The following is a 26,149-nucleotide window of genomic DNA, read 5'->3' as shown; positions in this document are numbered from 1 at the left end:
TAGTTAGCGAGGGCTAACTGTAGTAACTCGGGATGAATCGCCGCTCAGGAATTTCTTGCAGTCGTTCCAGGGAGAGCTGATCGGCCTCGGCGATGTCCCAGACGATGTCGAAGAACTCGGTGGCACTGTCGACGAACGCGGACTGTTCGGTGTAGACGCCGCACTCGGGGTTCCAGTGGTAGCTATTCTCCATGAAGTTCGCCGAACCCAGCAGCGCGGCGCCTTCGTCGGGAGCGCCGATGACATGGAGTTTGCCGTGGATCCCGACTTCGCTGAGGTCGCGGAGGTCTGTGTCGCGGGTGATCCGCTGTTGCGTTTTGAAGCGCGAGTAGGTCCGGATACGGACGTTCTCGCGATTCGATTCGAGTTGTGCGAGCAGGTTGTCCCGGAGACGACGCCACTCCCAGGGTGCTTTCGTGTGCCGAGTGAGCAGACGGAGTTCGAAGCCGTGCTCGAGAAGGCGCCGCAGTTGCGCGGCGTATTCGCTGAACGTGTCGTCGTCGAACGGCGTCATGATCCGCAGAACACGGTGGTCCAGGTCCTCCTCAAGCCCGAGACTGAACAGGCGGTCGGTCATCGCCGTGTACGACCGGAGGCCACTCGGGCGATCTTCGTGCCAGCGACGGAGGCGCGCACGCTCGCGGCGGAGACCTCGGGAGTCGCCGGCGTAGTCGTCCATCACCTCTTCGCCAAGCGACTCAGGGTCGATCAGCGTGTACGCGAAGTACGTTGGCGCGACCTGCCGATCCCGGAGTCGATCGAGGCGATCAACGAGGTTTGCGTCGGCGTGACGCCCCTCGAGTTCGAACTCGGGATCCGAGAGAACGTCGATCCGCTGCGAGATGGTTGCGTGCCGATCCAGCAGGTACTCGACGTACTCGTCGTGACGACTCGTCCCGGCAACGTCGGACGGGACGCGCGCCACCTCGACGGTCTCGTCTGCGAGTTCGCACTCGAGTCCGGGAACGTCGTTCAGCACGCGGTAGCAGTCGTAGGGCTCAGCGTCGAGGGCGTCGGTGACGTAGCCTGCGTCAATGAGACCGAGGTCGCCGTCAGTAATTGTTGCGACCAGATCCAAGACCGCGTCGACCGATGCGACAGTGGAGGGTGGATCAATGTCCTCGGATTTGACGCGAGGAACCTCGTCAGCTCTTTCAAGTACCGAGACGTCGCCGGTGGCAAGGCGGCGATATCTCCGGGCCGCCTGCTCGTATTCCACTTGTACCTCGTTCACCGCCTCGAGGATCGCATCGCGGTCGATCGCTCGGGGGTAGCCCTCTCCAAGCGTCCCGATGACGTCCGCGGGATCGATCTCGGTACCCGGTTCAGCGCCCAGGAGTTCACCCGTGACGTCCGCCGCTGTCGCGGCGTCGAGGTTCATCGCCGACGAGAGCACACGACGGTAGAGCGACGCCCTGGCGACATCCGTTGAGGTCGCGTCGTACGCGTCCAGGGCCGCCCGCGCGTCCGGTCCGGCGACATCGACGCCGGTCGGGTACGCGGTCAGGAGCCTGAACGAGCCGAGAAGGGGAGTCAGGACGGTCTCCTCCCAGTCGTCGCGGAGCAGTCCGTCGTACTCCTCCCTGGGCAGTTCACCGTCGATCGCCAGGCACTCTCGGAGAAGGCGGCGGGCGCTTCGCCACCTGGCGACGGCGAGGGTCTGCAGAAGGGATCGGGGATCCTCGCCGCACAGAACGAGCGCGCCGACCTCCGAGACCGGGCCAGTTTCGGACTCCTGCTCAGCGTCGACGAGTCCGAGGTCGACCAACAGCCGTCTGTGCAACGAGACGAGAGTCTCGAGGTCACGCTCCTCGTTCGTGGCGGCCAGTTCGACCCGCCGATACCGGGCAAGAGCGGTCTCGAGGGACTGACCGCGGGCGGTCGCGTCAAGGGCGGCATAGACGCTCTCGGTCGAGACACCCCACAGACGGACTGGGTTCTCCACTGCGAGGGCTGCGGCGTGTCCCACGTTCCTACTCATCCGATCCTCCGTTAGCGGGTTCGAGTCGGAGTCCTTCCCCGGCGAGTTTGACGAGTTGCTCTTTGTCGAAGGTGTCGGGATCGTTGTGGTTCGTGCAGCCGTACTGGTAGAGGCAGAACGGACACCCGTCCTCGCAGTCGCAGTCAAACGTCTCGGCGACGATCTCTATTGCCTGTCGGAAGTTCCCGTCGTCGTCGCCGTCAGAGCCTTGGGTCAGGAGGACGCTGATGCCGCTGCCGCCCTCGTCGCCGTCGTAGATGAACGTCCCCTCCTCCTCGATCGTCTCGGGGACCTTCCTGACGCTGACGCCGCCAATGTACTGCAGCGCCGCGCGGAACCCGTGTGCGAGTGTGTGTTCCAGTTCCTCGGAGGCCAGTTGCAGTCGGACGCCGGCAGTCTCAAACTCTGTGGCCAGTCGGATGGCCTTCGAGTCACCGACGTCGTGTTCGGGATTCTGCAGGCAGTAGGCGGCGTCGTCGGTGCGCGCGACCACGCCGGAGCAATTATCGCGGCCACAGAGTTCGAAGACGGTCGGGAGACCGTCCGAACCGCCGCCCTTGTACGTGGCGAAGAACTGGGTCGTCGACGATCGGAGATGGAGGTTCCCGTGCTCCAGCGTCCCAACGTAGTCTCCGCCCTCGGTCACGATGCGGAACCGGCGGTCCTCGGCTGGTTCGTACGACACCGCCTCGTCCTCCACGGGTGCATACGTGCTCTGGACCTCGTCCTGCTGGTTCCGGTAGATTGCTGCGGGTGTCAGCGCGCCCCCGTCTGCCGTGCGATCGATCGGAAGGCTGTCCTTGTAGGCCTGAACGCGCCGTGGGACGACGGTCTCGAGCCGTTTCAGACGCTCGCCGCAGTGTTCGCAGTGCGAGGCGTCGACATCCTCGGTCTCGCCACACCGGAGACAGATCGCCTCGTCCGGGACGTTCTTCCGGACTTCCTGAGTCATGTGTGAGTCCTCGATGACCTCGGTGACGACGTAGGTCTCGTCGTCGCCGTGGAGGTACGCGGCGCCAGGGTGGAGTTCCGAGAGCGCGATCTGGCGGTCACGGTCGAGTCCGCCGTTGGTCGCTGATTGGAACCCATTGCCGATGAGATCGTAGGTCACGCTGGCCGAGACCGACCGAAGACTGAATGCGGCGTCGCTGTACCGGTTCAGGAACGCCTGGAACTGCATGCTCTCGAGTCGCATCAGAAATTCGTCCAGACGTGTCCGGCGGTCCCGGAGTCGATCGAGTTCTTCGCGCTGATCCGTCTCCGGTTCATCGCTTCGCCGCCCGCGTCGCCGGTTTCGCGAGGACCGCCGGAGGTCGCTGATGCGGTCCTCTACGCGATCGAGTTCGTCGTAGAGTTCGTCCTCGAACTCGACGTACCGGTCAACGATTTCCTGCTCGAAACTCTCGAGGGCGTCCTCAACGAGGTCGTCGTACTCGTCGAGCAGTGACACCGTCGTACCGTCGCAATCGTCGTCGGCACAGGGGCCCTCGTACCCCGCTTCGTGCTTACGACCGCAGCGATCGCAGGGGCTGAACCGCACGACGTCAGTGAGGTACTCCTGCAGGCCGTCGGCGTCCTCCTCGGCCACTTCGCGGAGCGCCTCCAGTGGCGAGATGACCGCTCCTGGCTGGAGTTGCCCGCATCCGTTCGCCAAGAGTGTGCTAAAGGTCACTACGTCGTTGGGTCGGGGCGTCTCGGCGCGGGAGCGGATTTCGTCGTCCTCTTCGTAGACGAACAGATCGTCCATCGCACTCATCTCGCGGCGCCACGGGACCCATCGTGTCGCCGCCACGGCATCGAGGACGGCCCACGTGAGCGACCGCTGGAGGACCTCGCGGTTCACCTCGTTCAGTGGCACCGGTTGGGCCTCCGATTGGATGAGTTCCCCTGGGCGCCGGAAGTAGTAGTAGTCGATGGGGTTGCGCTGGCTGACTGAGTGCACGAGCGAGGACCCGGATGCTCGCCCGGCTCGCCCCACGCGCTGGAGGTACGAGTTCGCGTTGGGGGGTGTCCCGTACAGCAGCAGCGAGTCGAGATCACCGATGTCCACGCCGACCTCCATCGCTGGCCCCGAAGAGAGGAAGTTAGGGTGTCGCCCCTCGCGGAACTGGTACTCCAGACGGCGCCGATCGGATCGCTCGGTCTGCCCGAAGTACGAGTCACTGAGCAACACCATTGGATCAGAGGACTCGATACGGTACGCCAGCCGATCGAAGTGGGGATGGGAGAACTCCGCCCGTGCGACGTAGTTGTCGGTAAACGAGACAAGGTTGGCTTCGACGTCGCGGCAGGCTAGGTCGAACGTCGTGTAGAACCGCTCTGCTGCCGGATCATACTCGGCTGGCGTCGACTCGCCGGTCAGCGCGACTTCGACGGCGTCGGGCGCCAGCGCCACGACGACACTCCCGTCCGAGTCCCGCTTTTCGAGGACGCCCATGTCGACCAGTTCCTCGACGTGGTGGCCTGCGCCCTCGATCTCCTCAGCGAGCGTAGAAACGTAGCGCGCGCTCTGGGCATGGAACTCGGCAAGCAGTTCTCGCTTCGTCTCGTCGAGCGACGGAATATCGACGTCGAGACGAACATCGATCAGCCCGTTCCTCGCAAGGCGAGGCGTCCGGCGGCGGTTGTTGAACCGGCCGGACAGCACGCGCGCGGCCACCTCGTCGTGGACGTAGCGCTCGAGAGATTCGTCGTACTCCGTCAGTCGTCGCTCGAGTGGCGAGCGGTGGGCGTCGGCAGATGTCTCCAGCATCTCCTCGTACTCGGAGACGGCCGCCCAGACGCGCTCGCCGATTTCCTCAAGTGTCGCCCAGTCGGTGTCGACGTCCTCGAGAGCACCCACGGTCAACTGACTGAAGAACAACGACGTCTCCGGTTCCTCAAAGTTCCGAGCCAGTTCCTTCATGTCGGACTGGCTGTCAGCGAACGAGAGCAGTTTGGCCCGCTCGAACGTTTCGGGGTCGTCCGGATTGGCCGACGCCCGGAGCTGGTACTGAGAAGAGGTCACGGCCGTGTTGCCCGGACCACGGAGCATCGACTCGTAGCGGCGATGCTTCGAGTACGATTTTCCTTTGTCGTAGCAGGGTACGGCTCCCGGGAAGTCGGTCGGTGAGCGCACTTCTCCGCGCTCGTCGACCATCTTGTAGGTCCTGTACCCCTTCGGCACGGTCTTCACGTCGGGGTCGTCACAGAAGCACTCCTGCTCGGGGAACAGTTCGCGCTCGCAGGACTGACATTGCGAGACGCGGTCGAGGTCGAACAAAGCAGTGCGGGCGAACCGCCGCTTCCCGCACTCGCAGGTCCGCGGGGCCTCGCCGAGGTAGACCGCGTCGCAGTCCTCGCCGCTGCACTGCCAGCCAAGGAAACGCTTGGGTCGCAAGGCGCCGCCGCAGGCGCAGCGTTCTCCAGCAGTGTCGGGGTAGGTCTCATCGCACTCATCGCAGTAGAGAGTGTCGTCGGCGAGGGGGTGAAGTTCCTCGTGCGAACAGGACTGACACTCGTGGGTGCCCGTCGCCTCGGTTCGTGCGCCGCAGTTGGGATTGGTGCACTCGTAGGCCTCGCGGTCGTCCGTAAGCACCATCGGCGCTTCAGCGTCGCAGAACGTGCACCGCCGCACGCGGTCGATGGTCTGTTGGTCACCGCACCCGGAGCACTCGTAGAACGGCCGCCAGAGAGTGCGGATCATGTCCGTCTCGCTCTCAGTCCCCTCGTCGCAGTTGCAGGTCTGGACATCGAAGTACTCGAACCGTCCCTCCGAGGACGTCACCGCGAGCGGTTCGAGGCGTTCGCAGGCAGGACAGAACCAGGACTCCAGAGCTTCCTCCCCGCAGTGTCGGCAGTAGGAGAACTTCGTCACGAAGTGGTGGTCACACTCCGCACACTGGCTCCGGGGCGTGTCGTAGACCGTCCCACAGTGCAGGCAGGTGTAGTACCCGTCAATGGGCCAGGAGAACAGGTGAACCCTGCTCTCGAGGACGCCCGCCAGCCGACCGATTGCAACGAAGTTCTCCCGAATCGTCGTGGCGACCGATTCGTCGACATCGAGTTCGGCGGCAATCGTTTCGGTCAGTCCGTCGAGTTCCTGCGGATCCTCGTAGAGTTCAGCGTACAGCGCCCGGACGAAGTCGAGGTCGTCGTCTCCACCGTGAAGCAACCGCTCGTAGAGGGCGTCCTCGACCCGGCGAAGCGCGGTTGTCGGCGTCGCGTCGCCAGGTATATCGACATCAGCGATCGCAAGCAACCGTTCACCGGCCGGTCCTAACTCGCCGCCGTCGGCCAGCGCCTGCCCGAATGCTTCGACATCGAGCGCGTTCAAGCGGAACGGCTCCGGAACAGTCGTCGGTATCGGTGCATCGAGCGTTTGCGGATCCTCGGTCACGACCGACGTCTCCGGGTCGGTGAACGGCAGGATCCGGTTGAAGATAGCCCGGCGGTTCGAGACGGTTGCGCTCGCACCGATCACCTGCAAATCGTCGTCCTCGATGGCGTCGTTATCGAGCAGTTCCTGGCGTGATCGGGCATAGCGTCGCATCAGCCCGGTGGTGAACGCGCCGAACAGTTCGGAATACTCGTGAATCTCGTCGAAGACGACGAACCGCGGCTGCTCGACGAACGCGGACTGCTCGTCGGTCTCGTTGACGTTGAACAACCGGTAGTTGACGGTGTCGGGGTTCGTCAGGAGGATGTCGACCTCTTCGGCCACGATCTCATCACGGGTCAGGCGGATGAAGTCGAGATCGACCTCCGGCGTTCCGGTTGCATCGTGGTCAACGCGGAACTGCTCGTCCTCAGTCCGCTCGACAGTCAGCGAGCCGTCACAGTGCTCGCAGGGACACTCGAAGAACTTGTAGGCGGTCTGTAGGTACTCGAACTCCTGCGGGTCGTTCTGGGGCGTGTCGCCGTCGAAGATACCGACCGTGATGCGATCGGACCCCGCACGGTTTCGGTTGAGTTCGTAGAGATACTCGATGAGGCGCTTTAGCTGATCCTGTGCGAGCGCCTTCGTCGGGTAGGTCAGGATACATTTGACGCTCTGTGGCGGATGGTCGGGATGCTCGCCCGCTTTCGCCTCGCAGATGTACTGGAGGATCGGGACGAGCCAACTCTCGGTCTTTCCCCGGCCGGTCCCCGCGGTCACCAGAGTGTGGTCACCGTCGAGGACCGACCGTATCGTCTCTGCCTGAAACTCGTAGAGGTGCTCGAATCCAGCCTCGGTAAACGTGCGCGCGACGTCCTCGTGCAGGCCGACTTCGTCGGCGAAGGACTTCCAGTCGGGCCCTCGCTGGGGGAGGTCCAGCGCCTGGAGGAAGGGGCCTCGTGTCCGCGTGAATGAGGTTACCGCCTCTTCCAGTGGTTCATCGGCGTCCGTTTCCGCGTACCGGTCGATCACGTCCCGGAGGACCCGGGACCGACCGGACGCGACGACGTGTTCCGCGTACGCTCGCTTCGTCTGTTCCGCGAGTTCGATTGTGTCGTCTTGTGAGCTCATGAGTCGGGTTTAGTGTCTTCGTTCAGTTCGGTTCGTTCGATGCCGGTACCACCGTCGGTCGCCAGTATGGCCGTCGAGGCTCGATCGAGACGCTCGAACAGTCCTTCGCGATCGAATGAGTGCCCCCGGTTGTGCGTGTCGCAACCGTACTGGTAGAGACATAGCGGGCAGCCATCGTCGCAGTCGCATTGGAAGTGCTCGCGGAGAAGTGAGATCGCCTGCTCGAAGTTCCGCCGCCCGTCGCCGTTCTCGAACAGCAGCCCGGTCACCCCGGCGCCGCCCTCCTGGGCGTCGAACAGATCCACGATGCCGTCCCCGTGGACGACCTCCGAGAGTTCACGGATGCTCACGCCGCCGAGGTACTGGAGCGCGACTCGGAACCCGTGGACCAGGGTGTGCGCCTCGGCGGTGTCGTCCAGGTCGACGCGAATCCCGTCGGTCTGATACTCGTATCCGAGCCGAGCCAGTTCGTAGCCGGTGTCGTGCGCCGGGGCGTGATCTGCGTTTGCGCTGCAGTGCAACTGGTCATCCTCGTCCCGATAGACGATGCCGGGGCAGTCGTCGTCGCCGCAGAGCATGAACGGCGTCGTCTCACCGTCCATTTCACCTGACTTGTACTTCGCGCGGAAGCTGTCCGTATGGAGCAACACGTCGATGTTCCCGTACTCGACTGTGCCCAATTGCTCGCCGTCCTCGTCTGTCAGATCGAAGCGCTTGGCCGGTTCGAACTCGAGAACCTCCGTCTTCCGCTCGGCGTAGGTGTTCTGGATCTCGTTCGACGGCTCACGATACATCGTCCGTGCGGGATCACCATTTGCGGACATTAGGAGGTCGGAACGGTGGGCCCGTACCGACTCAGGGACGACCAACCGACGCCGCCGGAGGTCCGCGTCGGCGCCGCAATTGCAGGCATCACCCGGAGCGTCGTGGCCCTCTCCGCAGGCTGGACAGACGTATTCCTCGGCAAGTCCGCTCGCCTTGCTCCGCCGAACGCGCTCGCGGAGTTCCGACGACGCGAACTCGTCGGTCGAGAGTTGGGAGACCACGTACGCGTCGCCGCCGTCGAGGTACGCGGCACTCGGGTGAAGTTCGCTGATTGCCATCCGCATCGACCGTCCGTCGTCCTCGCCGATGCTACGGGTCAGGTAGCCGTCCTCGCCCGCGTCAACGAGGCTGACGCCGACGTTGTTTGTCACGCTCCGCATGTTGAACGCGTAGCGACTCTGGCGCGACTCGCGCAAGAAGTCGAGATAGGACATACGCTCAATCTGGTCCAGTCGCCGTCTGAGTGCCTCCTTACGATCGGCGAGCGTGGCGCGCTCCTCCGAGATGCGTCGTGCCTCCTCGCCGGAACTCGCCCGGCGGCGATCACGCTTGAGCTTCCTCCAGCGCCGCTGGACATCCTCGAGTTCGTCCTCGAGTTCGCGGCGGTACTCTCCGTAGTGGTCGATAAAGCGGTCGGCAAACCGCTCGACCGCCTCGTCGATCAAGTGCTCGAACTCCGACAGTGCGTCACGGAGTTCGCCCGAGCAGTCGTCGTCGACGCAGGTCCCGCGGTCGGCGTCGCGGTCGTACTTGCGATTGCACTCGACGCAGTACCGGTGGTCCAACAACCGCTCGAGGTGTTTCCGGATCTCCCGGTCGTAGTCGTGGACCACCGTCCCCAGCGCGGCTAGCTTCGAGTTCCGCGACTGCAGACCGAGTTCCTTCGTCCGCGCGGACATTACGTGAGTCAGCTTTGCAGCGTCGTCGTCGGACGAGGGCACACGGTGTTCGAACTCGTCGCCGCCGCTGACCGACGCGTATCGTCCGCGCCGCTCGACGTCCCACGGGACAACGAAGTTCGCGGCGACGTAATCGAGAACCCCCCATGTTAGCGAGACGCGTAGCACCTCCTCATTGTACTCCTTGAGCGGAACCGGTTGTGGGTCGGCGTCCATCAAGTCCGCCGGTTGCTCGTAGTAGTAGTAGTCGATAGGGTTGCGCTGGCTGACCGAGTGTACGAGCGAGGACCCGGAGTCCCGTCCGGCGCGACCGATTCGCTGCAGGTACGCGTTCATGTTTGGCGGCGTACCGTACAACAGGAGCGCATCCAAATCACCGATGTCGACGCCGAGTTCCATCGTTGGTCCCGTCGAGAGGAAGTGGGGCTGGTTCCCCTCGCGGAAGAGGTACTCTAACTCGCGCCGTTCCTTCTTCTCGGTCATCCCGTGGTATACCTGCCCGACAAGCATGCGGGGCTTCGAGTATGTCGTCCGGTACGCACGAGCAGTGAATCGGGGGTGTTCCGGGTCTGCCAGCGCATCAATCGACGCATTCGAGGGAACGGCGTCTCCGCTTCGCCCACCGAACTGCGCGTCGATCGTGTGCTCGTAGCCCCCGGTCGACAGCCTGTAGTGCAGGTCATCGCCGTCACCCGCGAGCGTCACCTCGAGCGCACCTGGATCGAGTTCGACGTAATCGTCGTCCGCCTCGAGCACGCCCCGATCGTCGAGTTTGTCCACGACCCCGCGGACGTCCGTTGACGGGGACGGCGGATCGATCTTTTCGATTGAGGTTCCAGAGCCGTTCTTGACGACCTCCTGTACGATTCCTCGCTCCTCGGCGGAGAGCCCCGCTCGGACATCCGGATTGAGTCGGATGTCGACCAGTCCGTCGTCTGCGAGAGCACCCCCAAACTCCCCGTACCGACCAGCGTAACTGTGTGGATACAGCCGGCGCCGGAGTCGGTCTCGGACGGCTTCCTCGGTGTCCATGTGCCGCCTTGGGACGTCGACGAGTTCCTCAGCGAGATTGAAGGTAACCCCGCGGACATCCTGAGGCGGTGCCAGTTCGTCGCCGAAGTCCTCGATCAGTCCCATCGCATCGTCGAGAACGGTCTCAGCGTCGATCCACGGCTCGCGCTGACGGGTGGTCTCGACCAGCGTCTGGTCCAGCAGCGTCGCCACTTCGGGCTCAGAGAAATCACGGTCAACCTCCTTCATGTCGCGGTGGGAGTCCGCGAACGAGAGGAGCTTGGCCGCTTTGTGCCCTTCTTCGTCGGCGACTCGCCGGAGAAGGTACTGGCTGGTCGTCACTGCGAGATTCCCCGGCCCTCGGACAAGCTCGTCGTATCGTCGGTCTGTATTGTAGTTCAGCCCTTGGTGCGTGCAGGGCGCGACGCTCGAGAACGAGCTTGCTGCTCGCACGCTCCCGTCCGGCTGAATAGTCTGGTACGCCTGGAACGGCGTTTCTCGCGTCCTGACAGTACTGTCGCAGTCACAGACCGGATCTCCGACGGTACTCGTCCCGCAAGACTCGCAGAACGAGTCGGCGAGCACTTCGAACAGCCCCGCTCGCGCGAACGTGTAGGATCCGCAGGGACAGGTGTCGGGCGGGTCGCCGAAGTACTCCCGGTCGCAGGAGTCCTTCCGACACACCCAGGGAACCAGTCGCGTCTGCGTCAGCGATCGGCCGCAGTCACAGGTCTCCGGAACGTCCGCTTCGTACGATTGCCCGCAGCCAGGACAGTCAACTGGACCGTCGCCTGTGACCGGTCGCTGGTCTCCGCCGCAGGCGGAACAGCCGGGTTCGTACTCGACACTTGTCTCACAGTCAGGATTCGGGCACTGGTACCGGTCCGGTCCGACATGGACGAGATCGGTTGCGCACTCCTGACAGGACGTCCGCGTCGACCGCGTCGTCCGCTCCCCACAGGACTCGCACTCGAGTGTCGGCTGGAAGGTAACCCGAAGTGAGCGTACCTCCTCGTTGCGGCCCTCCAGACAGCGCTGACAGTGGTGTTCATCGTCGGCACGGCGTTCACCCTCCTCGCTCGGGACATAGGGGTCCAGTTGCTCGCACGACGGACAGAACCACGCGACCAGCGACTCGTCATCGCAGCGGCTACAGTATGTGCTGCGTGTGACGAAGCCGTGACCGCAGGCCCGACACGTCTCCTGTGGCGAGGTATACACCGCATCACAGGCGGCACAGGCGTAGAAGCCGTCTATCGGCCACGAAAAGAGATGGGTTCGGTTCTCGAGGAGGCCGGAGAACGTCCCGAGGAGAGTGAAGTTCTCCAGCGCCTGTTCGGCCTCGGGCTCCGTTAGGTCGAACTCTTCCGTGACCCACCTGAGGAAGGCCTCGTAGGTCCGGGGCTCCGTGGAGAGTTCGGCGTGTAGCGCCCGGAAAGCGGTGACGACGGGTGACGCGTCCCCGTCACTGTTCGCAATGACGTCGAAGAGTTCGTCGCCAAGGAGTTCGAGTAATCGGTCGTCGTCGTGTATCGACGCGTCAACGTCAAAATCAATGTCGGCCAACAACGGAGGAGTCTGCTTCCCGCGTGCGAATGCCAGCAGATCTGCCTCGTCAAGCGTCGACTCAGTGAACGCGGGCGGCATACCCGTCTCCAATGGCGCATCGAGCGAGCGGGTCTGCTCGTCGACGTGCTTTACCTCTGTCGCGCCGCTGATCTGCTGGAATAGCTCGACGTCGTTCTCAACGGTCGCACTGCTGGCGATCACCTGAAGATCGTCGCACCCGCGGTCCTCGCGGAGGGCGCGCATGCGCTTGGTCAGCGTGGCGGTATAGCTCCCGAACAGACCGTCGTAGGTGTGTACCTCGTCGAACACGAGGTACTCGGGATCATACACGAAGGTCTCGTGTTCGTCGGGTGCGTTAACGTTCACGAGCTTCATGTTGATCGTGTCCGGGTTCGTCAACAGGATGTCAACGCCCTCGGTGAGGATCGAATGCTTGGTGAGGCGGATGAAATCGAGCGGCACGTCCTCGGTGCACTGACGCTTCTCTGGGCGGAGTTCGTAAGACTGCCCACTGTGGTGGACGTGGACCCCCTGACCGCAGTTTCGACATTTCTCGAGATCCTCGTTCGCGCCGGGACACTCGGTGTACTTGAACGACGACTCGAGATACCCCTGAGCGTTCGCGCTCACGTTCGTCGGCGTGTCGCCGTCGTAGATACCGATCGTGATCTGCTGATTTGTCGGCCACTGCTCGTTGATCCGGTAGAGGTACTGGACCAACCGCTTGAACTGGTCCTGTGCCAAGGCCTTGGTGGGGTAGATGAGCGTCGCGGTCGTGCCGTCCGCCTCGCCACGGCGCTTCTTCTCTAAGATGCGGTCGAGGATCGGGATCAGCCACGCCTCGGTCTTCCCCCGGCCAGTGGCGGCCGTGACGACGGTGTCGTGACCGTCACGGATCGTCTCGATGCTCCGCTCTTGGAAGTCGTACAGGCGCCGGAACCCTAGATCGTCGAAGGTCTTCTTGATGAGCGGGTTCAGCCTTACGCGCGAGGCGAACGATCGCCATGACTCATCGCTCCAGTTGGGCACGTCCAGCGCCTGAAGATACGGCCCACGGACGTTGACCAGACCGTCAGGGTCCTCGAGCAACCGCTCCTGACGGTTCGCGATGCTTCGCGCGGCCGGCCCCGTCCGGCCGACAAAGTGGTTCCGGTAAGCGCTAACGGCCTCGGTGGCGCGCTGAGTCGGGTTCTCCATTCCTACAGCGTCACCTCGAGTACGTCACGGAACTCGTCGACGTTCAGCAGTTCCTCTACGACGTCACCGTCGAGGTCACGGAAGGAGACGTTCTCACCCTGTGCGAGCTCCTTCAGGAGGTCGATCGTGTCGTCGCCGAGGCGGTACCGTTTCTGCAGTTCGTTCCAGCTGACGACGCCGTCGTTCCACTTCCGCTCAAGTCCCTGCCACTCCCCCTGCAGAGAGTTGACGTCGGTGGAGTCATCCCATATGCGTTTGCCGACAAATTCCTCGATGTCGTTGAGCAGCCGGGACGACTCCCGAGAGTCGGGCATCAGCGTCTGAATCCGTTTTGCCGCCCGGACGTCGCTCTGCCAAGCGGTCTGGAGATCGTTCAGTTCCGCACGGAGGAGTGTCCGCGCGTCGTCGGCCTCTGACTTCGCAGTCTGGACCTTGGCCTTGTACTGTTCGCTCCGGTCGTCGTCAATCACCTCCCAGTAGTCGTCCGCGGTCCGGTCCAGAACCTGACGCGCTCGATGGCGCGCGTCCTCGACTGCCCCGGGCGTGTCACGGCCGAAGACCCGCGTGTAGATATCGTTCAGTCGTTCAACCTCTTCCATCCGCTTTCGAAGCCCGACGAGAGACGTCTCCAGCGACGACGCGCTCCTGGTGTGTTCCCCTAGTTTAGCCTCGAAGTTCGTTGCCTCCTGGTAGTCATCCGCTTTCGATCGCAGCGCTTCGACTGTTTCTTCAAGATTTGATGACATGGTCACTCACCTCCGATGACGTCGGCAATCTCGTTGCGTGTCCCGACGAGGTCATGGAACTCCTCGGAGTCTCTGACTGCGCTCTCCAGTTCGTTGTCTATCTCGGGAATATCGACGACTCGTGCAGTCTCGATCATCTCGCCGATGGCCTCGTAGATTTTCCACTCTTCGGCTTTCTCCCGACTTTTCTCGAACTCGTGCATCAGTCCGACGAGTTCATGTCCACCTGCGGATTCAATCTCCCGGAACCGCTCGATGTCCTTCGCGAACGCCCCAAGCTGGAACTGAGCCTCGTCATCGAGGCGTTCCCGTCTCTCTTCCCACCTAGTACGCATGTTCACGTCGAGGTCGCCGATGATCTCTAGCAACTCGTCGTATAGCTCCCGGAGTTCGTGCAGCGAGTGGCTCTTGTCGTACCATTCGTCAATTTCTTCTACGGTTTTAGTAATATACTCGATATCACTCGGACCGAGTCCGTTGACCTCCTGTGAGAAGACCTTCACGCACTCAAGGACGGACGCTAGCTTGATTGTCGCCTTCTTCCGCGTCGTTCCAACCTTGTACGCATCTGGGAGGTTATTGGTGTCGATGAACATCGCTTCCTCGAGGTATGTCTCGAGGTCGTTGGCGACCGCTCCGTAGGCCTCGTTCAGCCGCTCTGAATCGACGAAGTTCTCCTTGATCTTGAAGAACCCCTCCGCGAGGTCGGCTGGAACGCTGCTCTTGGTGGTCAAGTTGCTGAACGCTTCGAAGAAGGGGTGAGTCCTCTTGAACCGCTTTTTGAATGGGTGGGGGTAGTCGTTCGTCGAGAGATCGTAGGACTCGAACACCAAGTCGCGCGTCAACTCGGTTTTCCCCTGCGCCGCATTGATGAGGAGGTACTGGGCTACGACGACGAACTCCTCGATGGTCCAGCCTTCGAAACAATCCTCGATACGCTCACGCATCCCTCGTTTAAACTCGGCAACGGAGTCGTCTGCCCAGTTACGCAGTAGCCCGTAGTTGAGGTCGTAGCGGTCCTCACGGGGGAGTTCGCCATCAGCGCTGACCCCGTACCAGAACAGTGGCTCGTAGATCTGGTCGTACTCGGAGCCGAACGGGAGTTCGACGCTGATTCCCGTCCGCTCGTCGACCCCCTGCAGCGAGACCGGGACCTGGTTACCACGGGTGTAGTAGATCCCCTCTATTCCCCGTGTCGACGAGTTGGGGTTGGCGAGGCGAGTTGGGTCATACCACCCTTCGAGTAACTCCGCCGCCCCATCTCGCAGCGTCGTCGAACTAGAGTACTCCTCGCCGTTGGACACCCACTGCTGGTAGTCGAAAAGGTACTCGTCAACGGTCTCGCTGTCGTAGTCAATCTCGACCGGATAGGTCCGAGCCCCTGCAATCCGGACTTCGATTTCGTCTTCAAGATTCTCGTACTCCGCGGCGATGGTCATCGAGGGCGGATCGTCAGCGGGGAGTTCGAATGTCCCGTCCTCACCAGTCGTACCAAGCACCTCTCCATCGCGTTCGACTGAGACCCCCGGTGTTGGCTCACCGTTGACGCGGGCGGTAAGCCGCACCGTCTCGCCTTCGTTCGGGGTGGACGGCGTCGGAATCAATGCGAGCGAGTCCGTTCCGACTGCAAAGTCAAGCGTCCCAGTCAAGTCGGCTTTCTCACCGCCGAGAACCACTTCGCCTTCCTCGTCGGGAAGTGTCACCGACAACCGGCCGTCATCGTCGGAATAGCCGACGATTGTCCCGTCAATGGTCACTTCGACGTCCGACTCTGGACGGTCGCTCAGTAACGCTTCGACCGTGATCGTCGCACCGGGCTCGATTTGTCCGTCGATCTGCCGTAGCCGAAGGTCGGGCGCTGGACCGGTGTCCGCGTCGAAGACCACGTCAGACTCTGTGGTCCTGACAGTGCGCTCGGGGACCGGGACGTCGAAGAGTTCGAACACACTGCGGGGCACCCGCATGTTACCCTCAGCAGTCGGAATGCCGTACCATTTCACGATCGACTGGACTTCTGCGGGGTAGTCCAGCGAGACTGGCGTCGGGAACTGCTTGACGTACGGGTTGCCGTCGATAGCTTCGAAGGGCGGTCTCGTCGACGTGAGACATTCACGGACGATACGCATGAGCAGCAGCCTCGGTGTCCGACGTTCGTTTCCGTCTTGGACGAGGTTCTCGTAGGCCCGCTTGACGAACTCCGCGTTGAACGGATAGAGACCGTCGAAGTCCCCATCAGGGATCTCAACGTCGGCTGATGTGCTCGAATCCTCTCGAATGACAGAGAGGTACTTCCTCGCAAGTTCGACGGTGACGTCGTCCGTGAGGAAGTACGCTTGGCCCGTGTCGTCAGTGGTGCTGAGGTACCCCTCGGCGCGGTCCTTCATGTACGTCTGAGCATCCTCGTTCGTTCCCAGTGCCTTGTCGACGTTGTCCTTCTCCCAGCCGGTCGTCCACCCGAGCACCACGTCGTAGTGTCCACTGTCGAGTTGGAAAATGTGGTCCAGTAACTGCTCTTTGAGGACGCTGAACGTAGTGAGGTCCTCGCAGATCAAAACGGGGCGGAGCCCCTGAGCGACATATTCCTCGGAGATTTCCTTAAGCCGTTGCTGGAAGTCGCCAACACCGAGCTTACTGGACAGTTCTTGATCGATGAAACTCTGAAGCGCGGGGAAAATCGTGTCGCCACCTTTCGCCATCCCGAACGCCACCATAGAAAGGTCGCGGTAGTCCTTCTCTGTGATAAGTTCCGGAATGTCCTCCTCATCGTCGCTCAGGACCGCCTCCTGGTACTTGCGGACGTTCTTTTCAAGGATACCACGGAGATCGGTGCTCTGGGGACGATCCTCGACGAGCGATTGAATCTCCTCCTCTGTGAACGACTCGAGCATCGGATTGTACGCCTCGAGATTCGCAATCATCGCGTTCGCGACCTTCTCGGGATCGAGCCCGCCGACATCGCGTACATTGACATCCATCTCGAGTGGTTCTGTGAGAATCTCGACGATGTCTTTGATTCGGGTTTGGCTCCGGGAGACGTGCAGAGCAACGTGCGTGTCGTCCACACCGGAGTCAGCGTCTTGTCCGATCTGGTACTCGAGCCACTGGCACAGCTGGCTCTTGCCACTCCCGGTCTCCCCGCGCAGGATAAAAATCCGATTGTCGTCTTTGGTGTTTGATTTCAGGATCGCGTCGCGGAACTCCTCCTGCGTGACGAACTCGTCGTTCGTCGAGTGGGGGAACAGGTAGTCTGCCCTGAGCTTGTCGATGTCGATGTGAGTACGCTCGAACTCTTCTTTGGACTTCTGGTGCGCCTCCGCAGTCAGGTATTGTCGAACGGTGTCGTCGGACCAGTCAATGGGATACTCGCTCATGCGTCCACCTCCATGAATCGGTCGAGAGGGTAGCGTTTGCTTGCGGGTGGTTCCTCCGGCCAGCCGTGAAGTTCGAACTTCGTCACACTCGGTTCCTCGTTTCGGGAGTGCGTCGAGGGCAGCACGACCTCGTTCTTCGCATCCGACATTCCGCGCACGTCGATGTAATCCTCGTCGATCAGGGTCTGCAATGTGTCGGTGACACCCTGGTGGAGTCGCGGGGTCCCGGGGCGGGTCGTAAGGACGGTGAGGAACTCGTTCTCAATCCAGCCGACCGCAGCGCCGAAGTCGGTTGAGTTCTCCTCGTCCCGGAAGGTCTCGAGGAGTTCGTACAGCAGCGCCGGCCGCGGCGACAGCACCAACTCCCGAGAGTCGGTGTACGACAATACACCGATGCCCTCGAGGAGGTGGTACCAGCCATTGATTTTTTCCTTATTCCAGTTGATGTATCCCACCTCGTTGTTGAGTTCGGTCACGAGGCGCTCACGCTCGACTGTCTTTGGGGCGAACTCGAAGGCAACGCGCTGGGCCTCGACGATGTGGTCCTGTGGATGGTCCTGACGGTTCATGTGGTAGAGCAACCGGAGCTCGAACGAGAGATCGGAATAAACGTCCTCGTTGAGCAGTGAAACCACGCGGTCCTCGGGGCGTTCGAGGAGATCGATCGCGCGGAGGAACTTGAAACATGCCTCAAGGTGGGCGTCGTCCTTCGAGCCATCGTCGTCGCTCGGTACCATCGCGTCCTTGAGCGTGGATACGTTCATTGGCCCGCCATCAGCGGCCTTGAGGTTGCGGTAGATGAGCCGTAATTCGGGGACGCGAACCGTCGTGTAGTTCACGAGGTCTTTCTGCGGTTTGTTGTCGTTCGTCTCGTAGGTAGCTGTCATCTGTAGTTAGGGTCTCGTTGTCGGTAGTTTTCGAGCGTCGATGCGTCGTAGTCGCAGATCCGGAGCACCTCTAAAATGTGGTTGGCGACCCGCTGAGTGTCTCCTTTCTCAGTCCATGAACGCAGGGCCTCGCGGATGTGGTCAGAGTAGTCTTCTAGCACATTTTCGAGGTCGTGCTCGACGAAGTAGCGGGCCGAGTCCCACACCGGACTGTCAGTCGGTGCTCGAGTGTAGTCGAACACCGCTTCGATACCGTCGGCCGGAGCGCCTGCCTCAGCGTGGATCGCTGATGCGGCGTGGAAGAACACGTTTCGCGTGTCGACTACGGGAATCCGCGATCGACCATCGAGGGCGTCCTCTAGAAACGAGTTCGCTAGCGAGGCGTAATCGCGGACTGCGATAGCTGGGAAGTCGTCCACGACGGACCGCCCGGGCTTTTTTGTATAGGTCGGTGTCCGCGGCGCCGTCGTGTCCGTAATCAGGACGTATTGTCCATCCTCGTCGAGCGAACGCTCTAGGAGTCGACGGACGAGGTCCTCTTCGCCGTATTCAAGGATACCGTCCTGCGTAACCACGTGCACGAGGGGGAACTCGACCTCTTCAGGATCTACGTTCTCGCTCGAGATATGTTCATAATCGATTGGGCTATACTCGTTATCCCACAGGTCTGTGTGAACAACTCGATTCAGTCCAAGCGACTGAAACAGGGGGAGCGATCGGAGTTGCGCTCGCGCCTGTTTTCCCCGCTTTTGTAATTGTGAGTCTTTGACGACAATTGCCGGTGTTCTTGTGTGTACTATGTCCACGAGTTGAAACGCTTCCGAGTCATCAAATCGTTCGTACCAGTGTCCTGTAGTCATCCTGTTACAGTGTTTCCACTATGTGTCGCGGCAAGCATGTTCTAATGTCGATACGTCGTTCAGTCGTCTTTCGCAGCAACTCCGATTCGTTTGTTCGTGTTTTCGAGGAGGGCTATCATCACATTAAACTTTCTGTTATATTGATAACTGTTCAAGTGCACCAGAATTCGCTAAGTGAATCCTAGATTTATCGAATCCAACTCGGAGTTCTGGGTAAAGCCTTTGTGGTCGTCTGTCGTGACCGACGTGCTGCTCCGATTGATCGTTGCAAATCGGTTACAACGAGATAGGACTGTTCTACGACCGTGCAACACTACTGTTTTACTTGGGACGTCCAATACAATGGCACGAATGACGACATTCATCGCTACGATTGGATTTGACAGTACCCGCGTTACGCGACCAGTACTCACTTACGGACTCGAGGAGGGCGACGAAATCGTTTTAGTACAACCAGCGGACGACGGCGAAAACGACCGATCGAACGAGGCACGCGAGGACGTGCGTCGAATGGTTACCGAACTGCAACCGAATGTCACCGTTGATTCGGTCGCACTTGATCCCGAGAAATTCTACGAGGGCATACGACAAAGCATCGATCGTATTAAATCAGAAAGCGACGACGTCGTCCTCGTTCTCGGTGGGGGCGCACGAGATATCTACCTCCCTGTCTCGTTCTCTGCCTTCCTGGCACGTGATGAGATCCACACAGTCCTCCAGTTCAGTGATATCACTGGGTCCGTCTCAGAGATACAGATCCCCAACTTTGTGGATCCCTTAGGCGATTCCGTTGTTGAAACCCTCGAGGCGATTGTCGACGCTGATGAAGAGACGTCATTGACGTTTATCTCGAATACACTCGACGTCGCGAAGAGCACCGTCGCCCGTCACGTTAGCGAGCTCGAAGAACGAGGATTTGTCCGTAGCGAAAAACACGGTAAGTCTAAGATGGTATATCCTACGGAAGAGGGGCGTCTCGCTATTGATATTAACGTCTTCTAATTTTTGTCGCACCTGATAGACGTTTCATTCGTAGCACTCATTTGCAACGGTTTCGCTTAATCGAATGTGTTTTGTGGGTGAACTATTTAGTGACATTCTTCTCGCAGCAAAAGGCGAGGTTTCCCACGGCACGGATCTCGACTGGATTGGGGAGATTCATATGCAAGAGCGAGCAATCATCTCGTGGTGAATATCATCTGTGAGGTTCTACGTCCCTGAATGGGATGACAACGTTGACGCTCACTACGATTTCGAGCACGACGAGCATTCTGAACTCGGAAAGGACGAGCGAGAGTTGCAGTATATCTGGGACATCTTTGATTACGAAACGACCCCGATAGACGGCGTTCTCATTTCGCGCGAACAGGTTGAAGAAAGTGCAACGAAGTTCGACCAACTCACATCTCACGGCGTCTATGACGAACAATCGGGGCTCAACGTGCCTGACTGGCTCCCGACAATCAGCGACTGCGGCGCCTGGGGTTACAAATCGCTCCCGTTTCCTCCCTATGGGAACGACGAAATGCTGGCGTTCTACGAAGACCTTGACGTCACGGTCGGCGTGACGATCGATCACCTCGTGCTTAGCTCTGACCACGAAACCCGACTCTATCTGAATAAGCGTGCGTTCGCTGAGTCTGCACTCACATCGAGTGACCTTCCTGAAGAGTTAACTGACGAAGTCGACGTTATGATCGACGAATGGCCGACGGAGTGGCCCGAGTACGTCGCCGACCATGATTCGACGATTTTCGATGTCTCGTCGGTCGACCCGTTTGAGCAGGAAGACTTCGAAGGCGAGCCAGCCGCCGTACTTGAGCGACTCCGAGACGATCCGCGGGCCGTCTACAGAGAAGACGACACGGAGTTCCGGTACCAGCTGACTCTCGACAATGCCGCGGAGATGAAGGACCTCTATGACGCAAACGACTATTCCTTCCGTCTCATGGTTGCAATTCAGGGCTGGGACCCGATGTCGTACGCACAGGCTGCAGATCAGGTACTTGACCTCGGATACCAGTACGTCGGGATCGGTGGTGTTGCAGGTACCAATGCCAGCAGAATTCGTGACATCGTCACTGGCGTTGGGAACGCAGTGAAAGAACACGAGCGAGCCCGCAAGACGAGGGTCGACACACACGTATTCGGCTTCGCAAAAACCGACGCGTTCGACGCAATCGGGCGAACTGGGATGTCGAGTTTCGACAGCGCGAGTATGCTTCGGGCGGCTTGGACCGGTGGCGACAACTATCATCTCGACAGCGAGCAGCGCTACGACGCCCTTCGTGTTCGGTTCGGATCGAACAGGGATCCACTTGACAAGCGAATCCAAACGGCTCTCCGGGGACAAGAACTGCTTCACTCGCTTCGTGCATTCGACGAGTGTGAATCCATCTCACAAGCAATTCAAGCATGGGCCGCTGAAGCAGAGCAAGCGCTCAATGAGCTCTCCTCCTATCTGGAGGCCCATCGACATGACGACGAGTACGACCAACGTCTCCTCCGTGATATCGAGGAGCACTTCCGCGATGACTACGACCACGGTCGCGAGCTGCGGGCAAGTTTCAGCCGCCCTTTCCGGAAGAAAGTGATCAAGCTGCTCCGGGAGGACGATCCTGAATCGCCGGTCGATTTCGAAGAGTACCAGACGTTGATCGATACGGCTCGAGATCATTTCGAGGGAACGTTCCCGCGAATGGCGGACAAACTCGAGCAGCGTGAGGAGTATTCAGGAGAGGTTGCGACATTCGATCAGGTTTGGCAACTCGTCGAGGATTACGCGTCGTGGATCGGCGACGACAACTTACTCGAGGAGTACAAGACACTGCTTCGAGAGAAGCCGTGGCGGGAGTGCGATTGCCGAATCTGTGAGGAATACGGGATCGAAGTCGCAATCTTCCGCGCGAACAATCGCAACCGCCGCCGCGGATTCCATAACACGAAACGGTTCTACGATCAGTTCCGAGAAGCACTGCCGAAAACGCTCATCATAACGCCGGCGACCGATACGATCACAAAGACCAGTACGGTCGAAGCCCACCTCCTCACGGAACGGACGGACTTCTGGTCCAATGTCCACGATCTACCGGTAGCGGAGGTCGGCGTGATAAGTGATACTGGTGTTCACGAGTGGTGGGCCAAACCGCCAGAAACCATTTCGTACGAGTCGGAAGCCATGGCAGCATCTGTCGGCGAGTTCTGCGCACGCTATCAGAACGCATTCCTGTACGATCCCGAGGAGACGGTTTCGAAGGACGCGATTGAGGCGATTGAACGCAATGGATGCGTTGTCGAATCGTATGAGAACACGGAGGAACTCCGAACGGCTGTTCTCGACCGCCTCGGATACGACAGCGAGTTCCTGCCGGAGTTTATGGTACAAAAGGGGCTGATGGAGTTCTAGTCATGGACATACTCGTTATCGACCAATGTTCGAACAGCAAATCGTACCCGGACGAAAGCGCCGTCTTCGACGCAGCCGAAATCGACGACGCAGGTCTCGATGAGCTTCGTGCTCGTGATGATGCCGTCAGTGTACCGGCGAGAAAGCTCTACGATGGCCGGCAGCAGCAGTACATCAGTGAAGCGGTCGACTCGCTTCGAGCCGATAGCCATACCGTCGATCGATATTTCATCAGTGCCGGATTCGGGCTCGTTGCAGAACGTGAGGAACTCCCACCGTACAACGCCACTTTTGCAGAGATGGCTGCAAGCGAGATTGACTCACGGTCGGCCTCCCTCGAGATTTCGGAGCGAACACGTGATGCACTCTCGTCTTCCTCTTACGATATCGTCTTCTTCGCACTCGGGAGCGATTACTATCGTGCTTTGGAATTGTCCGACGTATTGTCTGCGTTGCCGGCCGACACACTCGGCGTGACGTTCAATCAAGAAGAAGTGGCAGATCAATACGAGAACGTCATCTCGATCCCAGCACGCACCGAACAGGCGAAGGAGCAAGGGACGATCGTCGTCGCTCTCAAGGGGAACTACCTGAAAAACTTCGCAAGGCATCTCGCTATCGGTAATGAACCCGACTCACCCGACGATGTGAAATCGGCATGCCTCTCTGAGCCGACATCGCAGAAAGATCTGACCGATTTCTAGATTCTGTATCTAGTTCTAATATATCATTTCGTGTCATAGTATGACCATTACCTTGAGGCGACCAGCTGAGCTAAAACCCGATGCTGTACCGGCAACGGGTGCTCGATCTTCCCCATGGAGAACTGCAGACCCCAGTTCTCTTTCCCGTCCGAAATCTCGGGAAGCGATCGAGTGACAATACACCAGAATACGTAGGGACGATCCCGGATCTCCCGACCGCGATGATAAACGCTCGGGCGATCAGGAACCGGGACCCGATGTGGAATCGGCTAACCGATGGACTGTCACTCCGGGATGAGATGGGCGTCCCGGAGAATACGATCGTCTACGCCGATAGTGGCGGGTACGATTTCAGTCAAACAGAACCAGACACAACGCCCCGAGAAACACTCGAGACCCAACGGTTGTTCGAAGCGGATATCTTTGGTACGGTAGATATCCCCCTCTCGCGGGAGAACCGAGCAGCGGAGAACCAGCGTCGAATCGAGCAGAGTATCGAACTCGCGTTAGAGGCAAGTGATCGCCATGACGGCGATGAACTTTTGCTCGCAAGTGTCCATGGGTACGACCCCGAGACAGTTCGAAACAGTATTCAATATCTAGAAAGTCGTGGTGATTTTGATGGCTACGCGCTCGGGAGTCTTGTTCCTGTTCGGACGGATTACGAAAAAGTCACAAAGCTAGTGTTGGCCGCGCGAACTGCGACGGACAAACACCTTCACGTGTACGGGCTTGGTGGCCTGGTTTACCAACCGCTTTTACTCTATCTCGGGGTGGACAGTTTCGACTCGTCAGCCTTCATTCGAAGCGCGGGGAATCGAAACTACCTGCTTCCCGGGTTCGGCGGTGAAGAACTATGGAACATTGACGACCTCGAGTACCTTCCCTGCCCCTGCCCCGTCTGTGGTTCCCGAACGCTTGACGATATCAGAGAAGATCGAGACGCGTTGGTAAGACACAATCTCTGGGCCCTGGCAGCGGAGTTACGTCGGTTCCGATACGTCGCAGCTGCTGGCAAGGATATCGAGAACTATCTCGATCTTAGATTCCAGGGCAACAAGGTGACACAACGGGCGTACAGAATTGCCAAGCAGCAAGTTCGGAGGTTAGCGTGACATCCGAACGCCCGACAGTCCGTCCGGTAACACTTGGCCGACTCACTGAACTCACTCATCTCTGTGAGACGGCTGGGAAAACGACAACCGGGGTCGAAGGAGCGCTGGATATTACACATCGTCGGGCTCGAGAGACGATCCTCGAGGCCACCCGGATCGGCCTTCTCGAAGAACACGACAGAGAAAACGATAAGGACTCGATCTATCGGACAACCCCTGTTGGTGAAGAGTTTTTGAGCGCAGTCCGAAACGAAGACTGGTCGAAAGCGGATAAAATTCTGGCCGTTCGAAGTCCGCATTATGGTGCCTTCGTCGAGTCGTTGTCCGAACTCGAGCCGGTTGGTCCTGACGAGTTGCTCGAACACCTCGAAGAGGCACACGAGTTCTCGCCCTATTCGTTCAATCAGACCGGAATCGAGGTCGTTGGCAGTTGGGGCGAACGACTCGGCGGAATCCAACGAAATGCCTTCACAGGCGACTATTACACCGTCGATCGCGAGACCGTTCCATCAAATTTCCAGTACGTCCTCCTCGAGATCTATGATGACCTCGAAGAGAGGGCTGGTGTCGACCTTCGACAACGCTACCTCTCGATTCCCCGTCTTCGAGAGCGAACCTGTGAACGGCTTGGATGCCCTCGAGCGACGTTTGACCGAGGACTCTCGAAACTCTGCCGAGAGAACGTTGGCAAACTCGAACTCTCGGGAGCGCCACTAGACACGGAGGCCAAAGATTCAGCACTCGGAATCAAGCAGATAGAGCTCACAGACGGCGAGTCGCTCGTCTCAACCTCGCAATCGACGCAACAGGTAATGGCCGGACTCGAACAGTTCGATAAACAGTACTACTACCTCGCAGTGTACGACCGCGACATCACGTTCACACCAAACCCATGAGCGAAGCCTTCGATATCACCGACGAGACGCAAGACTACGACCAATTCGGACTCACCGGGAACCCGTTCCCGTACAGTCCAGTCCCTGCAGAAGATCCAGAGATTTACTGTGGACAAGAGCAGGCAACGAACACGATCAGTTCGACAGTATCAACGACCCTCTCGACAGGGAAGTCGAAGCACCTCGTCGTCACTGGAAAGTACGGCAACGGCAAATCGCATACGCTCAAATATACCCGGTCGCTCCTTCGGGATCAAAACGACGTTGTTGTCGGCTACGTCGCTCAGCCTGGAGAAGGGTTCGTAGATATCTACCACGAATTCATGTATGATCTCGGCTTCGCCGAGGTCCAAGATATCGCGTACGAGTATCTCGCATCAATTGCACGGGACGTCACCGAGACGAACCCAGTTAGTGCGGGTGCGATGCGTTCGCTGATCGACGATGGAGACGTACTTCTCTCCGAAATCGTTCCCGAAGCCATCAAACGATTGAGCGACGTGACACAGTTCGCAGACTTTGCCAGAGCGATCGTCCACATGGTGTATGAGGATACAAATCTGTACGCCTGGCAGTGGCTCACAGCCGAGGGGATTCGATACGAGCAGCGAAAAGAGATGGAGATCCATACCGCCCTCGACGACGATACCATGGGTGTGCGGGCGTTTACAGCGCTGAAGAACTTGCTGCTCGAATTAGGGTATACGGCCGTGTTTGTCTTTATCGACGAATTCGAAAGCATCGCCCGGCTTTCCTCGAAAGACGAGCAGGCGACGCTAAACAGTATTCGCCATTTGATGGATCAAAACAGTGATGGTCTCTGTCTGTTGTTTGGGTGTGCGCCGGAGGTGTGGCAGGATGTGATGAGTGAATACCACGCGTTCAGCGAACGAATCGGTCAAGAAGTCGCACTTCGACCGCTTACGAACGAGCATCTCCATGAGCTAGTCGAAGAGTACCTCAATCAAGCACGTAAACGGGAAGAATTCGGAGTCCAACCGTTTACAGAGGACGGCTTGAACATGATTTTGCAGCGATCTCAAGGGAATATCCGTCAGGTACTCTCAGTGTGTAGCCGACTGCTTGACACAGCGGCACGAGAACAGCGCTCAGAGATCACCGCAGAGTTCGTCGAAGAATCGATTTGATCAATAGCAGTCTCTGATCGCTCATCCAGAGGGATCTGATTCTTCT

Annotated in this window: 13 protein-coding genes; 6 read left to right on the top strand and 7 right to left on the bottom strand. The window is 59.6% G+C overall.

Annotation, left to right across the window (positions count from 1 at the left end; all coding sequences use genetic code 11):
* Positions 1-13: 13 nt before the first annotated feature.
* From GCU68_RS16950 to GCU68_RS16920, 7 genes are read right to left on the bottom strand one after another with little or no spacing between them, the layout of a single operon-like run.
* Positions 14-1,981 (bottom strand): phospholipase D-like domain-containing protein, encoded by a 1,968-nt coding sequence (locus tag GCU68_RS16950; RefSeq protein ID WP_227015026.1) that lies wholly within the window; start codon positions 1,979-1,981, stop codon positions 14-16.
* Complete coding sequence (locus tag GCU68_RS16945) at positions 1,974-7,469, bottom strand: DEAD/DEAH box helicase (RefSeq protein WP_152943805.1); 5,496 nt, start codon at positions 7,467-7,469, stop codon at positions 1,974-1,976. The genes GCU68_RS16950 and GCU68_RS16945 overlap by 8 nt, the downstream gene beginning before the upstream one ends.
* Positions 7,466-12,970: a DEAD/DEAH box helicase gene (locus tag GCU68_RS16940; RefSeq protein WP_152943804.1), complete on the bottom strand. Its 5,505-nt coding sequence runs from the start codon at positions 12,968-12,970 to the stop codon at positions 7,466-7,468. Before GCU68_RS16940 ends, GCU68_RS16945 begins: the two co-directional genes overlap by 4 nt.
* A gap of 2 nt (positions 12,971-12,972) precedes the next feature.
* Entirely contained in the window at positions 12,973-13,716 is a 744-nt protein-coding gene (locus GCU68_RS16935; protein WP_152943803.1) for a hypothetical protein, read from the bottom strand.
* A gap of 2 nt (positions 13,717-13,718) precedes the next feature.
* Positions 13,719-17,087, bottom strand: a complete 3,369-nt coding sequence (locus tag GCU68_RS16930) for an immunoglobulin domain-containing family protein (RefSeq protein WP_152943802.1) — start codon at positions 17,085-17,087, stop codon at positions 13,719-13,721.
* Positions 17,084-17,974 (bottom strand): hypothetical protein, encoded by an 891-nt coding sequence (locus GCU68_RS16925; protein ID WP_152943801.1) that lies wholly within the window; start codon positions 17,972-17,974, stop codon positions 17,084-17,086. The genes GCU68_RS16930 and GCU68_RS16925 overlap by 4 nt, the downstream gene beginning before the upstream one ends.
* The gene (locus GCU68_RS16920; protein WP_227015024.1) at positions 17,971-18,834 is read right to left on the bottom strand and encodes a hypothetical protein; all 864 of its coding nucleotides are present in this window, start codon (positions 18,832-18,834) and stop codon (positions 17,971-17,973) included. The genes GCU68_RS16925 and GCU68_RS16920 overlap by 4 nt, the downstream gene beginning before the upstream one ends.
* 342 nt (positions 18,835-19,176) lie before the next feature.
* On the opposite strand from GCU68_RS16920, the gene csa3 reads away from it, so the two are divergent.
* The 6 genes from csa3 (at position 19,177) to GCU68_RS16895 (ending at position 26,103) form a co-directional block, all read left to right on the top strand.
* Positions 19,177-19,836: a CRISPR-associated CARF protein Csa3 gene (csa3, locus tag GCU68_RS16915; RefSeq protein WP_152943800.1), complete on the top strand. Its 660-nt coding sequence runs from the start codon at positions 19,177-19,179 to the stop codon at positions 19,834-19,836.
* A gap of 199 nt (positions 19,837-20,035) precedes the next feature.
* Complete coding sequence (locus GCU68_RS16910) at positions 20,036-22,240, top strand: queuine tRNA-ribosyltransferase tRNA-guanine transglycosylase (RefSeq protein WP_227015022.1); 2,205 nt, start codon at positions 20,036-20,038, stop codon at positions 22,238-22,240.
* 2 nt (positions 22,241-22,242) lie between these two features.
* Positions 22,243-22,944: a hypothetical protein gene (locus tag GCU68_RS21700; protein ID WP_227015021.1), complete on the top strand. Its 702-nt coding sequence runs from the start codon at positions 22,243-22,245 to the stop codon at positions 22,942-22,944.
* A gap of 80 nt (positions 22,945-23,024) precedes the next feature.
* Positions 23,025-24,059, top strand: coding sequence for a tRNA-guanine transglycosylase (locus tag GCU68_RS16905; RefSeq protein ID WP_161991515.1), 1,035 nt, complete (start codon positions 23,025-23,027; stop codon positions 24,057-24,059).
* Positions 24,056-24,955, top strand: coding sequence for a hypothetical protein (locus tag GCU68_RS16900; protein WP_152943799.1), 900 nt, complete (start codon positions 24,056-24,058; stop codon positions 24,953-24,955). Before GCU68_RS16905 ends, GCU68_RS16900 begins: the two co-directional genes overlap by 4 nt.
* Complete coding sequence (locus tag GCU68_RS16895; protein ID WP_152943798.1) at positions 24,952-26,103, top strand: BREX system ATP-binding domain-containing protein; 1,152 nt, start codon at positions 24,952-24,954, stop codon at positions 26,101-26,103. Before GCU68_RS16900 ends, GCU68_RS16895 begins: the two co-directional genes overlap by 4 nt.
* Positions 26,104-26,149: the final 46 nt, after the last annotated feature.

It is taken from the genome of Natronorubrum aibiense (assembly GCF_009392895.1).
Classification (GTDB): domain Archaea; phylum Halobacteriota; class Halobacteria; order Halobacteriales; family Natrialbaceae; genus Natronorubrum; species Natronorubrum aibiense.
The sequence above is the reverse complement of the archived record's forward strand: the minus strand, read 5'-3'. Positions and strand labels throughout refer to the sequence as shown.